Origin of the sequence: Bradyrhizobium retamae, from assembly GCF_001440415.1 — a bacterium.
Classification (GTDB): Bacteria; Pseudomonadota; Alphaproteobacteria; order Rhizobiales; family Xanthobacteraceae; genus Bradyrhizobium; species Bradyrhizobium retamae.
The window spans coordinates 158948-171787 of sequence record NZ_LLYA01000013.1 but is presented as its reverse complement, the minus strand read 5'-3'; the positions used below and the strand labels follow the sequence as shown (position 1 = coordinate 171787).

Annotated in this window: 12 protein-coding genes; 8 read left to right on the top strand and 4 right to left on the bottom strand. The window is 62.3% G+C overall.

The features are described from left to right. Nucleotides 1–12 precede the first annotated feature (12 nt). Nucleotides 13–1365, bottom strand: a complete 1353-nt coding sequence (locus CQ13_RS04650) for a malonyl-CoA decarboxylase (RefSeq protein ID WP_057841828.1) — start codon at nucleotides 1363–1365, stop codon at nucleotides 13–15. 236 nt (nucleotides 1366–1601) lie between these two features. Then, a complete protein-coding gene (locus CQ13_RS04645; protein ID WP_057841873.1) occupies nucleotides 1602–2402 on the bottom strand; it encodes an AraC family transcriptional regulator in 801 nt (266 codons plus the stop codon). Nucleotides 2403–2470: 68 nt separating this feature from the next. Between CQ13_RS04645 and CQ13_RS04640 the strand changes: the two genes are divergently transcribed. The 6 genes from CQ13_RS04640 (at nucleotide 2471) to CQ13_RS04615 (ending at nucleotide 8924) form a co-directional block, all read left to right on the top strand. Further along, the gene (locus tag CQ13_RS04640) at nucleotides 2471–3652 is read left to right on the top strand and encodes an MFS transporter (protein WP_057841827.1); all 1182 of its coding nucleotides are present in this window, start codon (nucleotides 2471–2473) and stop codon (nucleotides 3650–3652) included. Between the two features lie 238 nt (nucleotides 3653–3890). Continuing rightward, nucleotides 3891–4256 (top strand): hypothetical protein, encoded by a 366-nt coding sequence (locus CQ13_RS04635; protein WP_156433494.1) that lies wholly within the window; start codon nucleotides 3891–3893, stop codon nucleotides 4254–4256. After that, complete coding sequence (locus CQ13_RS04630; protein ID WP_057841825.1) at nucleotides 4256–4918, top strand: OmpA family protein; 663 nt, start codon at nucleotides 4256–4258, stop codon at nucleotides 4916–4918. The genes CQ13_RS04635 and CQ13_RS04630 overlap by 1 nt, the downstream gene beginning before the upstream one ends. A gap of 112 nt (nucleotides 4919–5030) precedes the next feature. Continuing rightward, a complete protein-coding gene (locus CQ13_RS04625; RefSeq protein WP_057841872.1) occupies nucleotides 5031–5777 on the top strand; it encodes an ABC transporter substrate-binding protein in 747 nt (248 codons plus the stop codon). 496 nt (nucleotides 5778–6273) lie between these two features. After that, entirely contained in the window at nucleotides 6274–7125 is an 852-nt protein-coding gene (locus tag CQ13_RS04620) for a formate/nitrite transporter family protein (RefSeq protein WP_057841824.1), read from the top strand. A gap of 62 nt (nucleotides 7126–7187) precedes the next feature. Further along, on the top strand, nucleotides 7188–8924 hold the full coding sequence (locus CQ13_RS04615; RefSeq protein ID WP_057841823.1) for a bifunctional protein-serine/threonine kinase/phosphatase: 1737 nt from the start codon (nucleotides 7188–7190) through the stop codon (nucleotides 8922–8924). A gap of 91 nt (nucleotides 8925–9015) precedes the next feature. On the opposite strand, the gene CQ13_RS04610 is transcribed toward CQ13_RS04615, so the two are convergent. Next, nucleotides 9016–9810 (bottom strand): substrate-binding domain-containing protein, encoded by a 795-nt coding sequence (locus CQ13_RS04610; protein WP_057841822.1) that lies wholly within the window; start codon nucleotides 9808–9810, stop codon nucleotides 9016–9018. A 140-nt stretch (nucleotides 9811–9950) separates the two neighbouring features. Further along, complete coding sequence (locus CQ13_RS04605) at nucleotides 9951–11174, bottom strand: polyhydroxyalkanoate depolymerase (protein WP_156433493.1); 1224 nt, start codon at nucleotides 11172–11174, stop codon at nucleotides 9951–9953. A gap of 177 nt (nucleotides 11175–11351) precedes the next feature. Here CQ13_RS04605 and CQ13_RS04600 point away from each other — a divergent pair, with 177 nt between their 5' ends. Both CQ13_RS04600 and CQ13_RS04595 read left to right on the top strand, forming a co-directional pair. Further along, nucleotides 11352–12005 carry a glutathione S-transferase family protein gene (locus CQ13_RS04600; protein WP_057841821.1) on the top strand — a complete coding sequence of 218 codons (654 nt, stop codon included), beginning with the start codon at nucleotides 11352–11354 and terminating at the stop codon, nucleotides 12003–12005. A gap of 307 nt (nucleotides 12006–12312) precedes the next feature. After that, nucleotides 12313–12747: a cupin domain-containing protein gene (locus CQ13_RS04595; protein ID WP_057841820.1), complete on the top strand. Its 435-nt coding sequence runs from the start codon at nucleotides 12313–12315 to the stop codon at nucleotides 12745–12747. Nucleotides 12748–12840: the final 93 nt, after the last annotated feature.

Here is a 12840-nt window from a genome sequence, read left to right as displayed (position 1 = left end):
TCCGCGCCGTCCTTACGACAGACGCATGTCCAATAACCGGCGGCCTTCGGTCTTCAACAGTTTCTTCACCGCACTTGATGCGGCGATCTCGCCCTGGTTGGCGTAGGCCTCGTGGTTCTTCTCGATGTCCTCGAGCCGGTAGAGGTAATTGACCATGATGCCTGCAGATTCCCGCAGGCCCTTGGGCGAGAGGTCGCCGAGCCAGTCGATCTTCTCCAGCCGTGCGCCGTTGCCGATGTGGAAGCGGGCCACCGAATCGACCAGCCGGCCCTTCGGCGTGCGGGCTTTCAGGAAATAGTACGCGGCCAACGGCTCCAGCACGGTGCGCAACTGAGCGGTTAGTTCGGCATTCTCGAACCAGTCCGGCTTGTCGAGGCTTTCGAGCAGTATCCGCCCCTCGTCGCTGACAGGAACGTCGTCGGCCTGTTTCAGCCATTGCATGAAGCCCGGCACCGGCGACAGCGTGATGAAGGTGTCGAGCTTCGGCAGTTCGCGTCGCAACTCCTCGACCACCTGTTTGATCAGGAAGCTGCCGAAGGAAATGCCGCCAAGCCCTTTCTGCGTATTCGAGATCGAATAGAACACGGCGGTGCGCGCGCGTTCGATCGGCACCGGCTGCCGCTCGGCGGCAAGCAGCGGCGCGATCGCGGTCGGTATCGTCTCGGTCAGCGCGACTTCGACGAAGATCAGCGGTTCGTCGTTGAGCTGGGGATGGAAGAAGGCGTAGCAACGCCGGTCGACAGGATCGATGCGGCGGCGCAAATCGTTCCAGTCGCGGATTTCGTGCACGGCTTCATAGCGAATGATCTGTTCAAGAATATTGGCTGGCGTCGACCAGTCTATCCTCCGCAGCACGAGAAATCCCCTGTTGAACCAAGAAGACAGCAAATGCACCACGTCGCGATCGAGCGCGGCCAGATCCTTGTTGCCCTTCATCAGGGAAAGCAGGTCGGCGCGCATCGCAACCAGTTCGCTGGTACCGCCGGGCGCACGGTTGAGCCGGCGGATCAGTTCCTGCCGCCGCGGCTCGGAAGCAAAATGAAGGTCGCTGGCATCGCTGTCGTTCGGCTGGCTGCGCCAGCTCTCGATCGCCTGCGACAGCTTCTCGCGGTCGGGGCCGAAGTTGCGGGCCAGCGTTTCGAAGAAGGTGAGCCGGCCGGCGGCGTCGAGATCGTGGTAGCGATCGAGCACCTCGCGCGCCATCGCGGTGCCGGAGGCTTCGCCGCGGCCCGACAGCAGGGCTTCGCACAATTCGATCAGCTCCGAAGCGTCCTGGCCGTCGTCGGACGGTCCGGCCCGCCGCAGCAGTGTGCGGCCGCGTTCTGATATCGTCGCGAGAAGATCGGAAAAAAAGGCATTGGCCATGTGGCGGGTCGAATCCAGCGGGGGGTTGCGGAATCTTACATGGGATTTAGGTCGGTGCCGATCACAATCAAGAAGTCCAGCTCGTCATACCCGCCACCGCGTCTCGCCTTCGGCGAGCCCGATGACAGGCTCCTGCGGGTATCCAGTACGCTGCGGCCTATCGATTGATCATCGCCGCCTCTGGAATACTGGATTACCCGCTTCGCTGACAATGACGACAATACAATGTCACCGCCTCACTCCTTCCCGGCAAATTCCGTCGGCGTTTTGCCGGTAACCTGCCGGAAAGCATGGGAAAATGCCGGCACGCTGGCGTAGCCCAAATCCGAGGCAAGCTGCTTGACGGAGACGCCGGCATCCGTCGACAGCTTCTCGATCGCCGCTGCAATCCGGGCGCGCTGGCACCAGCTCTTGAAGTTCAATTGCGTCTCCGACGAGAACAGCCGCGACAGCGTCCGCACCGAGGTGCCGACCTCGCGCGCCAGCGTTTCGATCTCATGGTCACCGGTTGGGTCCGCGAGCACGATGTCGGCGGCGCGCCGGCAGCGCAGCTCGCGCGGCAGCGGGATAAAGGTCGCCGAATCTTCGGCCTGGTCGAGCTCCATCATGGCCAGTCGCAGCAGAAGCTCGGTTCGCTCGCGGTCGCCGCGATCGTCGAACAACGCCAGAATGGTCTGATGCAGGAGCGGCGACACCCGCACCACGAATTCCGCATCCAGGCTGTGGCTGCGCACTTCGCGCTGCAGCCAGTCAAGTTCGAAATAGAGCGTACGCATCTCGATATCGGCGAGCACGTCGATCGCATGCTCCGATAGCGCGGGCACCCACACCGCACGGTCCGGCGGCACCAGCCAGCGGCCCTTTGGCGTCGTCACCTGCATGGTGCCCTTCGCAGCATAGACGAGCTGCGCCTCGCGGTGCACGTGGGTGTCGAGCCGGACGCCCTTCCGGTAGCCGTTCGCAATCATGTGGATGCCGTCGCCGGTCGAGATGCGGCGCCCGATAATGGCGGCAATTGGCTTTTCGGCGATATTCATTGGCGACATCCCGTCAGGACAACCCCGTATAACCTATTTCGGAAAATTGCGGGATTCGGGAATCGACCATGAACAGCCCCAGCCGGGTGATCACTTTCGTCAACGCCGCCCACTTCATCGACCATTATTCGATGCTGATCTTTGCCGCCGCCGTCATCATCATGGGCCCGGCGCTCGGCATGGCCTATTCGGAGCTGTTGCCTTACGCCACCCCGGGCTTCGTCGCCTTCGGCGCGGGCTCGCTTGTCACCGGCTGGCTCGGCGACCGCTGGAGCCGGCGCCACATGATGGTGATCTTCTTCTCAGGCATCGGCGCGTCGATGATCGCCGTCGGCTTCGTGCAAACGCCGCTGCAACTCGGAGCGGCGCTGCTGGCGATCGGCCTGTTCGCCTCGATCTATCATCCGGTCGGCACCGCGATGATCGTGTCCTATGCCGACAAACTCGGCCGCGAGATGGGCCTGAACGGCGTCTGGGGCAATCTCGGCGTGGCGTCCTCGGCGCTGGTCACTGGCGTGATCGGGCAATATCTCGGCTGGCGCTGGGCCTTCATCGCGCCGGGAATCGTCACGATCCTGATCGGCGTGGCCTTTGCGCTGATGGTGGTGCACGAGGACCGAACCGGCACCAGGCAGGCCGCCGCGCAGGCACGGGTTGCGAAAGAAGACATGTGGCGGGTATTCTTGGCGCTTCTGATCGTGGTGATCGCGATATCCACGACCTTCAACGCCATCACCGTGGCGATGCCGAAACTGTTCGCCGAGCGGCTGGCCGGCCTGACCAACAGTCCGGCCCTGCTCGGGGTGATCGCGGCCGGCGTCTATGTGTTCGGCGCGATGACGCAATACACCATCGGTAAGCTGATCGACCATTATTCGCTGAAGACCGTGATGCTGCCGCTGTCGTTTCTGCTGGCGCCGTTCATGTATTTTGCGGCGACGCTGTCGAATCTGCCGCTGATCATCGCTTCCATCGGCATCGTGATGGGTGCGTTCGGCCAGGTCACCGTCAACGACGCCATGGTCGGCAAGTACACCACCGAGGAATGGCGCTCACGCGCCTATTCGGTGCGCTACTTCGTCGGCTTCACCGCGGCCGGCGCCTCCGTCGGCCTGGTGGCGTGGCTCTACGAAAAGGGCGGCTTCGTCACCATGCTGCAGACATTCGGCGCGCTGTGCCTTTTGGTGATCGTGGCGGCGATCATCCTGCCGCGGGAAATCAGGGTGCCGGCCGCGCAAACCGCGCCGTGACATCACTAATCAATTGATCATGCACCACTTTCCGTCATGGAAGGCGGGCACGAGGCCGGCATGACGAACGGAGGTATTGGCGCCCGCGACCCGCGACGATTTGTTGCGGCGCAATAGCTCCGCTGTGCGGCCGTGAACTCAAACAGAACACTTGACCATCGCCACCCTCCTTGTGTGAGGTGCGCGCATGACCCGAATCCAGCTTTTCCTTTGTATCATTGCGATATCGGTGCCTTCGATGGCGGCGGCGCAGACCATGAAATTCGAGGAGGCCGCGGCCATGCTGGCCGCGAGCTGCGGCAAGGACATCGATGACAATTGCCGCGGCGTCAATCTCGACGCGACGCGCCTGAAGGAGTGCCTGGGCCGCAACCAGGACGTGGTGTCGGCGAAGTGCAGGACCGATTATCCCCAGGCCCTCGGCGCCATCCAGCAGCGCATTACCGCGCGCACCTCCCTTGTGAGATTGTGCAATTGGGAACTGAACCGCTTCTGCCGTGAGGTTCGGCACGATCCTGTCAAGGGACTGCAATGTCTGTTGGAATCCACCAAGAAGGCGACCCCGAACTGCAACAAGGCGATCAGCGCCGCGGGGTATCACTGATGCTTGGGGGAGAAAGGCTGTGCGGCATCGGTATCGTGCTTTCCGCCGTGGCGCTGTTTGCCTTGCCGATGGCAGCGAGCCGGGCGCAAACCGCCATATCGAGCGCGGATATCATTGAGAAACTTGCCGTTGAGGCCGAGTCGGATATCGATCTGGCTGCCTTGCGCCAGCAGGCTGCCGATCGCATCAAGGCAAGGGCGGATGCCCAGCCGCAGAAGCGGCCGCCGATCGCCCCCCAACTGACGAAACTGCCGCAAATCCGTTTCGACATCGTGTTCGATCAGGACTCCTCCCTGATCCGGCCGGCCTCCTATCAGACCATCGGCAGCATCGCCGATGCATTGACCGATCCGAAATTGCGGCCCTACCGCTATCTGATCGTTGATCACGTCGAATCCGCCGGCCGGCGCGACCACAATCTGATCCTGAGCCAGCGGCGTGCGGAATCGGTCCGGGATGTGCTGGTGAACACCTTCAAGGTATCGCCGAAGCGGCTTCAGGCGCTTGGTCTTGGCGAAGAACAGTTGCAGGATGTCAATCGCCCGGCTTCGCCTGCCAATGCGCGCGTCCAGATCATGGTGATCGGCAAGTTTGAAACGGCCGAGCCGGCAACGCCGGCTGCGGCGGCACCAAAAGGCGCCGCAGCGAAGAAGAAGCGCTGATCATCCGTGCAAGGGGGAGGGCGCCGCCAGCCGCCGGCTGGGGAAGGAGCACCCGATGTTCAATCAACCTTCGCCGGGAATGGCCGGTTTCTTGCTGGGATTAACAGTGATGATGACGATGCCCGCCGCCGCCGATGCCTTGAAGGAGGAGATCGCACCGACCGGCAAGTTGCGGGTGGCGATTGCGATCAGTCCGGCCGGCGGCGCGTTCTGGTCGACCAGGACCGAAACCGGTTATGCCGGCGTGCCGGTCGATCTCGGCCGTGAGATGGCGGCACAGCTCGGCGTCCCCGTCGAATATGTCGCGCACAACAATTCCGGGCAGATCGTCGATGCGGCGTCGAAGGGCACCTGGGACATCACCTTCCTGCCGAAAGATCCGGAGCGTGAGGGCAGGATGTCGTTCGGGCCGATCTATGAGGTTGCGGATGCGACCTACATCGTCAAGCCTGGCTCGACGGTCACGAATTTCGCGAAACTCGATCAACCCGGGATCAAGGTCGCGGCGGTCAACAACACGACCACGATGCGCGGCGCAATCGCGCATTTGAAGAACGCTGAGGTCACGGGCTACCAGACCTATGACGAAATCTTCGGCCTGCTCAAAGATGGCGAGATCGACGCATTCGCGTTGTCGCGCGACCAGCTCAACGCCATGGCAAAACAGATTCCGGGCACCCGCGTGCTGGACGAAACCTTCAAGCAGACGGTCACGGCGGTCGCGGTGCCGCCCAACCATCCGCGGTCTCTGGCGTTTGCTGAGAAGTTTCTGAACGAAGCGATCGCCAATGGTACGCTACGCAAGGCCTACGACAACAATGGCCTGAAAGATCGGCCGATCCGGACGCAGACGAAATAGGCGATCTATCCTCACGTCATTCCGGTGCGCGCCCGAATGACGGATGTGGCGGGCTGCACAGCAGGCGCCAACATATGTGCAACTGCACAAATACAAGGCAGCCGTTCCTCTCCAGGCACCGCGCGATAGGGGCACAACCACGTAGAAATACGCGCTTTTTTGAGCCTACGGCTCGATTTCGGGTTGGCACATCGATTGCTTAATCCTGTCTCAGTCAATGACGACTGCCGTCCGTTCGGATTGCCAAGGCCAGCGTTGGCCGAAGGCGTTGGGATCAAGCGGCCTCGCGTGAGGCGCTTCGAGCAGTCTTCGGGACCACCTCACGATAGCTCGCGCATCCTCAGTTCCTGGTCGGGCATGACCCCGCGTCGTTCTGTGCCGCTCAAAGGCGGCGCGGGATCGGTCGCGCACGAGGACGGCAAGATTTTTCATTCAATCGGTGCACGGCTGCGCAGCATCCGGCGCGCTTCAACGTTGTCTCGAAAGGGGGACTGGAATGGCCTATCTCGCGCCTTCGGAATTCGTGACCAAGATGGTCGACGCCGGAGAATCCAAAATCTTCATGTCGACGCGCGATACGGTCATCCGCGCCTACATGGCCGGAGCGATCCTCGCGCTTGCCGCGGCGTTTGCGATCACCATCAACGTGCAGACCGGCGTGCCGATCGTCGGCGCCGCGCTGTTCCCGGTCGGCTTCTGCATGCTGTACCTGCTGGGCTTCGACCTGCTCACCGGCGTCTTCGTTCTGTGTCCGCTGGCACTGATCGACAAGCGCCCGGGCGTCACGCTCGGCGGCGTGCTGCGCAACTGGGGCCTCGTCTTCATCGGAAATTTCGCCGGCGCCTTCACGGTCGCCGTGATGATGGCGATCGTGTTCACCTTTGGCTGGTCGCAGCCACCGGACAAGGTCGGCCAGGTGATCGGCACCATCGGCGAAAGCCGCACCGTCGGCTATGCCGATCATGGCGCGGCCGGCATGCTCACGCTGTTCGTCCGCGGCATGCTCTGCAATTGGATGGTATCGGCCGGCGTCGTCGGCGCGATGATCTCCACGCACGTCAGCGGCAAGGTGATCGCGATGTGGATGCCGATCATGCTGTTCTTCTTCATGACCTTCGAGCATTCCATCGTGAACATGTTCCTGTTCCCGTCCGGACTCCTGCTCGGCGGCAAGTTCACCTGGTGGGATTACATCTTCTGGAACGAGATTCCGACGGTCATCGGCAACCTCGTCGGCGGCCTCGCCTTCACCGGGCTGACGCTGTACGCGACCCACGTCAAGACCGGCCCGTCGCGCAGCGCGTCGGCTGCGGCATCTTCGCGGCCGTCCTCGCGCATTGCCGCTTGATCTTAAGATGAGGATGGGCCTCTCCTCGCAAGGGGAGAGGCCTATTGTCGTGAAAGCCGGGAATGCCGCGCGAGCTGAAAATATCCGTCGGACAATTTTCCGATAAGGGCCTCAAGGAAACCAACCAGGATTTCCATGGCGTCCTGATCCCGGACGAGCCGCTGCTCAGCCTCAAGGGCATTTCCATCGTGCTCGCCGACGGAATCAGCACGAGCAAGGTCAGCCGGGTCGCCGCGGAATCGGCGGTCAAGGGTTTTTTGACCGACTATTACTGCACCTCGGAATCCTGGTCGGTGCGCACCTCGGCGCAGCGTGTGCTGGAGGCGACCAATTCCTGGCTGCATTCGCAGACGCGCAGCCAGTATGCCTATGACAAGGACCGTGGTTACGTCTGTACGCTCTCCGCCATGGTCATCAAGTCGACCACGGCGCATCTCTTTCACATCGGCGATTCCCGCATCTATCGCCTCTCCGGCAACACGCTGGAGCAATTGACCAACGACCACCGCATCGTCATCTCCTCCCAGCAGAGCTATCTCGGCCGGGCGCTCGGCGTAAATCCGCAAATCGAGATCGACTACCAGATGCTGCGGCTCGAGCCGGGCGACGTCTTTGTGCTCGTGACCGACGGCATCTACGAGCATCTTAGCGCCCGTCGCATCGCAAAGGCGGTGAACGAGGGCGGCGCCGATCTCGATGCGGCCGCGAAGGGGATTGTCGACCAGGCTTTTGAAGCCGGCAGCAAGGACAATCTCACCGTCCAGATCGTCCGCGTCGATGAGGTGCCCGACGGCGCCGCCAGCGAAGTGTTCGCCCAGCCGCATGAGCTGCCGCTGCCGCCGCTCCTGGAGGCACGGGCGGTTTTCGACGGCTACCGGATCGTCCGCGAGCTGCACGGCTCCAGCCGCAGCCATATCTATCTCGCCGTCGACATCGAAACCGATGCGGTGGTCACCATCAAGATCCCGTCGATCGATCTGCGCGACGATCCCGCTTACCTGAAGCGGTTCATGATGGAGGAGTGGGTGGCGCGGCGGATCGACAGCCCGCATGTGCTGAAACCCTGCCTGCTGCAGCGCAAGCGCAACTTCCTGTATGTCGCGACCGAATACATCGACGGCCAGACACTGACGCAATGGATGATCGACAATCCAAAACCAAGCCTGGAAACCGTGCGCGGCATCGTCGAGCAGATCGCCAAGGGCTTGCGCGCCTTCCATCGCAAGGAGATGCTGCACCAGGACGTCAGGCCCGACAACATCATGATCGATGCTACGGGCACCGTGAAGATCATCGATTTCGGCTCGACCAGGATCACCGGCGTCGTCGAGGCCGAGCCATCAGGCATGCGCAGCGACATTCTGGGCACGCAGCAATACACCGCGCCGGAATATTTTCTCGGCGAGCCGGCGACCTCGCGCTCCGATCTGTTCTCGCTCGGTGTCATCACCTATCAGATGCTGACCGGAAAACTGCCCTACGGCGCGCAGATCGCGACGGCGCGAACGCGATCGCAGTTCAACAGGCTGGTCTACCGTCCGGCGTCGCATGGCGACCGCGACGTGCCGCAATGGATCGACGGCACGCTCGAGAAGGCCGTGCACCCTAATCCCTACAAGCGCTATGACAGTTTTTCGGAGTTTTTGTTCGACCTGCGTCAACCCAACGCGAAGTATCTCTCGACGTCATCGACACCACTGATCGAGCGCAATCCGCTTCTGTTCTGGAAAAGCACGACCGTTGTGCTGGCGCTGGCCGTGATCGTGCTGCTGGCAATCCAGCACGGTGGGCATCGGTAGGGCGCCCCGTTCGCGTCTGGCTTTTCGTGGAGGCGCAAACCTACTTTGCATGGGGTTGTTTTCGCGATTTTGTGTCCAGGCCTGCGGTGCTTTAGTTCGTCGCGCCCGCCGGAATCGGGTCCAGCCCGCTCTTGACGATCTCGGGGCGGGCGGCGGGCGAGGCGAGGAACTTGATCAGCGCCTTGCCGGCCTCGGATTCTTTCGAGACGGTGGCGATCCCTGCTGAAAACACCGTGATCTTCTGCAATTCGTCCGGCAGCGGGCCGACGATTTCGATGCCTTCCACCGGCATTAGTTCGCTGATCTGCTGGAAGCCGATCTCGGCATCGCCGCGCGCGACGATCTCGCCGACCGGGGTTGCCGGGATTTTTCTCGCTTTGTCTTTCATTGCTTCCGTAATGCCGAGCTTGCCGAACATCTCGGTCGAAACATAGACGCCGCTGGCGCTGTCGGAATAGGCGACCGACTTCACCGCCAGCAGCGCGCGCTTGAGCGCGTCGGCTGTGCTGATATCAGGCTTCGGCGTGCCCAACTTGACGGCAACCCCGATCGGCGACTTGACGAGATCGACTTTGCTGTCAGCGGTCGCCTTTCCCTTCTTGACGAGATCGTCGAGCGCATAGCCGACCATGATCAGGACGTCCGCAGGCTCGCCGCGCTCCAGCCGCACCGGAATGGCATTGGTCGTCGTGCCCATCGAGGGGCCGTAGGCGGTCAGCACCTTGTGGCCTGCAGCGCGCTCGAATTCGGGCACCAGCGCCTTGTAGGCGGCCGACAGCCCGCCCGAGATCATCACCCGCACCTCGGCGGCTGTGGCTGTGACGGTCAGCAGGAATACGCTGAGAGTGGCGAGGGTGAGGGCGCGGAGATTTGCAGAAAGTCGCATTGATGCTTCCTCCCGGACAACTCTTGAGCGGTCGTCCTTGGGAGAATGTTAGCGCGCGTAGAGGGAGGCGGCTAGTTCGACAATGGCGGTGCGTTCCCTCTCCCGCTTGCGGGGGAGGAAGCGGGAGAGGTGACTACAGTTCACGAATTCACATGCACGAAATCCCGCAGCAGCGGATAGATCTCGTTGTTCCAGCGCTTGCCGGAGAACACGCCGTAATGGCCGACGCCGGCCTGCATGTGGTGCACCTTGCGATAGGCGCGCACGCCGGTGCAGAGGTCTTGTGCCGCCAGCGTCTGGCCTATCGAGCAGATATCGTCCTTTTCGCCTTCGACCGTCATCAGGCCCATGCGCCTGATCGCGGCCGGGCTCACCGGCCGGCCGCGATGCATCAGTTTGCCCTGCGGCAACAGATGCTCCTGAAACACGTCGCGCACGGTCTCGATATAGAACTCAGCGGGCAGGTCCATGACCGCAAAATATTCGTCGTAGAAGGTCTTGATGATCGCGGCCTTTTCCTTCTCGCCCCTGGCGAGATGATTGGCGAGGTCGATGTGCTGCTTGACGTGGCGCTCCAGATTCATCGATACGAAGGCGGTGAGCTGCACGAAGCCGGGATAGACTTTTCGGAACGCGCCCTTGCACTGCACCGGCACGTAATTGATCAGGTTCTTTTCGAACCAGTTGATCGGCTTGCTCTTGGCGAATTCATTGACCTTGGTCGGCTGGATCCGCGTGTCGATCGGCCCGGCCATCAGGGTCAGCGTGGCTGGGCGGGCCGGGTGATTATCCTCCGACATCACGGCAGCCGCAGCCAGCGCCGAGACCGACGGCTGGCAGATCGCGACCATGTGCGCACGCGGGCCGATCTTGTCCAGGAAGGTGATCAGATGATCGGTGTAATCCTCCAGCCCGAACCGGCCGGCGTGAAGCGGAATGTCGCGCGGATTGTGCCAGTCGGTGATGTAGACGTCGTGGTCCTGCAGCAGCGTCTTCACGGTGGCTCGCAACAGCGTCGCGAAATGGCCGGACATCGGCGCTACCAAGAGCAGCCGCGGCTGCTCCGGCGCGTTCTCCTTCTTGAAATGCAGCAGCGAGCCGAACGGGGTGGCAAAGGTGACTTCCTCAGTCACCTCCAGCTCCCGGTTGCCGACCAGTACCCTGTCTATGCCATAGGCTGGCCGGTGATAGGTGAGGGAGGAGCGCGAGATCAGCTCGAGCGAGGCGGCGAGCCGGCCGAACAGTCTGTCGGAGACCCCCTGCGGCACCAGATTGAGATACCTGAGCGCCGCTGCAGCCCCGGTCCGCCATGGCGACGTCAGGTCCATGTGGTTCTGATAGGCCTGGTACATCATTGACATCATTCACATCAGCCCCTGTCCCATGACGCCATGCAATATCGACGCCACAGCGGGCCCGGCCGCCTCTAAAACTGGCACGTGGTTTGCTGCGCAAATGCCCAGCGCACAGGCATTGGCGGCGGCGCGGTCGGCCGCCCTTGGCTGTGCAAGAGGCGTTTTTGGGGTTCGAGGGAAGGCCATATGGCGAAGACCACACTGACCATCTCCAGCAAAAATTACTCGTCCTGGTCGCTGCGCGGCTGGCTGCTGGCGAAGTTCTCAGGGCTTGAGTTCGAGGAGGTCACCACCGCTCCCGACGATGCCTCGGCGCGGGCTGAAATCCTGCTGCTGTCGTCGTCGATCCTGGTGCCGTGCCTGCGCCACGACGGCGCCACCATCTGGGATACGCTGGCGATCGCGGAATATCTCAACGAGGTCATGCCCGACGCCGGCCTGCTGCCGGCCGACCGGATCCGCCGCGCCCATTGCCGCTCGATCTGCGGCGAGATCCATTCCGGCTTCACCACGCTGCGCGCCTCGCTGCCGGTCAACCTGAAGGGCCATTTCCCGGGCTTCAAGATCTGGTCGCGCGCGCAGGCCGATATCGACCGGGTCTGCACCATCTGGCGCGAATGCCTTGCGGAATCAGGCGGGCCGTTCCTGTTCGGGGAGCGTACCATGGCGGATGCCATGTACGCGCCCGTCGTGACCCGTTTAATGACCTATGACGTCAAACTCGAGCCCACTCTCGCGGCCTACGCCAAGACCATCATGGCGATGCCGGAAATGCAGGAATGGATCGAGGCCGCCAAGGCAGAGCCGGCCGATATCGAGGAGCTCGAGGTCGAATATTAGGCAAGCCTGGCGCGGCCATGCCCGTTTGGATGGCTCAGGCAACGGGCAGGCTTTGCTCAAGCCCGTGCCAGCCGTGACCGGCGCAGGGCCCGATCCTCTTGCCATTTCGCAAGCTGCTGAAGCCGGATTTCTGCCTCCGGCCAAGCGGTTCACTGCACCGATGCCGGCCAAATCGCTGCATTGCAACGCGACTGGCGTGAATTTCGCATAGCAGCATGCAGCCGTGAACGCGACGATGCGACGCTGCCGAAAATTTGGACGCTCTTCGCCAGTCGCGGTCCCGCCAACGCGAACCGTGGAGGCTTCGATGAACAAGCAGGCCGTCGTCAGCAAATTCTCTCACGTCAAACCCGGCGATACCAAGTTCAAGGGCGGAGGTCTGCGCGACTTCTTCCTGTACCGCGATCTCGGCATTGCCGATGCCACCGGCGGGCAGGTGATCTGCCATCTGGTCAAGGCCAACCCCGACTTGCCGCCCGAAGAGGGCACCGGCTGGCACAAGCACGAATGCGAATTCCAGATCGTGATCATGACCAAGGGCTGGGCGCGCTTCATGTATGAGGACAAGTCGACCTTGGTGCAGGCCGGCGATGTCGTGCACCAGCGGCCCGGCATCACGCATTACCTGTACGATTACTCGGAGGACATGGAGTACCTCGAGATCGTCAGCCCCGCCGACTTCAAGACCGTCGACGTGCCTCCCGCGGTCGACAAGGTGCCGCCGCCCACGCCGTGGAGCTGACCGCCATGTCATCCGCCGAGGAATTAACCTTTGTCGTCGGCCGCTGACTGCGGCCGATTGCCGTGGTGCTTTATGTGGTGCGCCGGCTGGGAT

Coding starts and splice junctions, on each gene's coding strand:
- CQ13_RS04610 (WP_057841822.1), bottom strand. CDS start 9,810: ATGCGACTTTCTGCAAATCTCCGCGCCCTCACCCTCGCCACTCTCAGC.
- CQ13_RS04650 (WP_057841828.1), bottom strand. CDS start 1,365: ATGGCCAATGCCTTTTTTTCCGATCTTCTCGCGACGATATCAGAACGC.
- CQ13_RS04595 (WP_057841820.1), top strand. CDS start 12,313: ATGAACAAGCAGGCCGTCGTCAGCAAATTCTCTCACGTCAAACCCGGC.
- CQ13_RS04600 (WP_057841821.1), top strand. CDS start 11,352: ATGGCGAAGACCACACTGACCATCTCCAGCAAAAATTACTCGTCCTGG.
- CQ13_RS04640 (WP_057841827.1), top strand. CDS start 2,471: ATGAACAGCCCCAGCCGGGTGATCACTTTCGTCAACGCCGCCCACTTC.
- CQ13_RS04625 (WP_057841872.1), top strand. CDS start 5,031: ATGACGATGCCCGCCGCCGCCGATGCCTTGAAGGAGGAGATCGCACCG.
- CQ13_RS04615 (WP_057841823.1), top strand. CDS start 7,188: ATGCCGCGCGAGCTGAAAATATCCGTCGGACAATTTTCCGATAAGGGC.
- CQ13_RS04645 (WP_057841873.1), bottom strand. CDS start 2,402: ATGAATATCGCCGAAAAGCCAATTGCCGCCATTATCGGGCGCCGCATC.
- CQ13_RS04605 (WP_156433493.1), bottom strand. CDS start 11,174: ATGATGTCAATGATGTACCAGGCCTATCAGAACCACATGGACCTGACG.
- CQ13_RS04630 (WP_057841825.1), top strand. CDS start 4,256: ATGCTTGGGGGAGAAAGGCTGTGCGGCATCGGTATCGTGCTTTCCGCC.
- CQ13_RS04635 (WP_156433494.1), top strand. CDS start 3,891: ATGGCGGCGGCGCAGACCATGAAATTCGAGGAGGCCGCGGCCATGCTG.
- CQ13_RS04620 (WP_057841824.1), top strand. CDS start 6,274: ATGGCCTATCTCGCGCCTTCGGAATTCGTGACCAAGATGGTCGACGCC.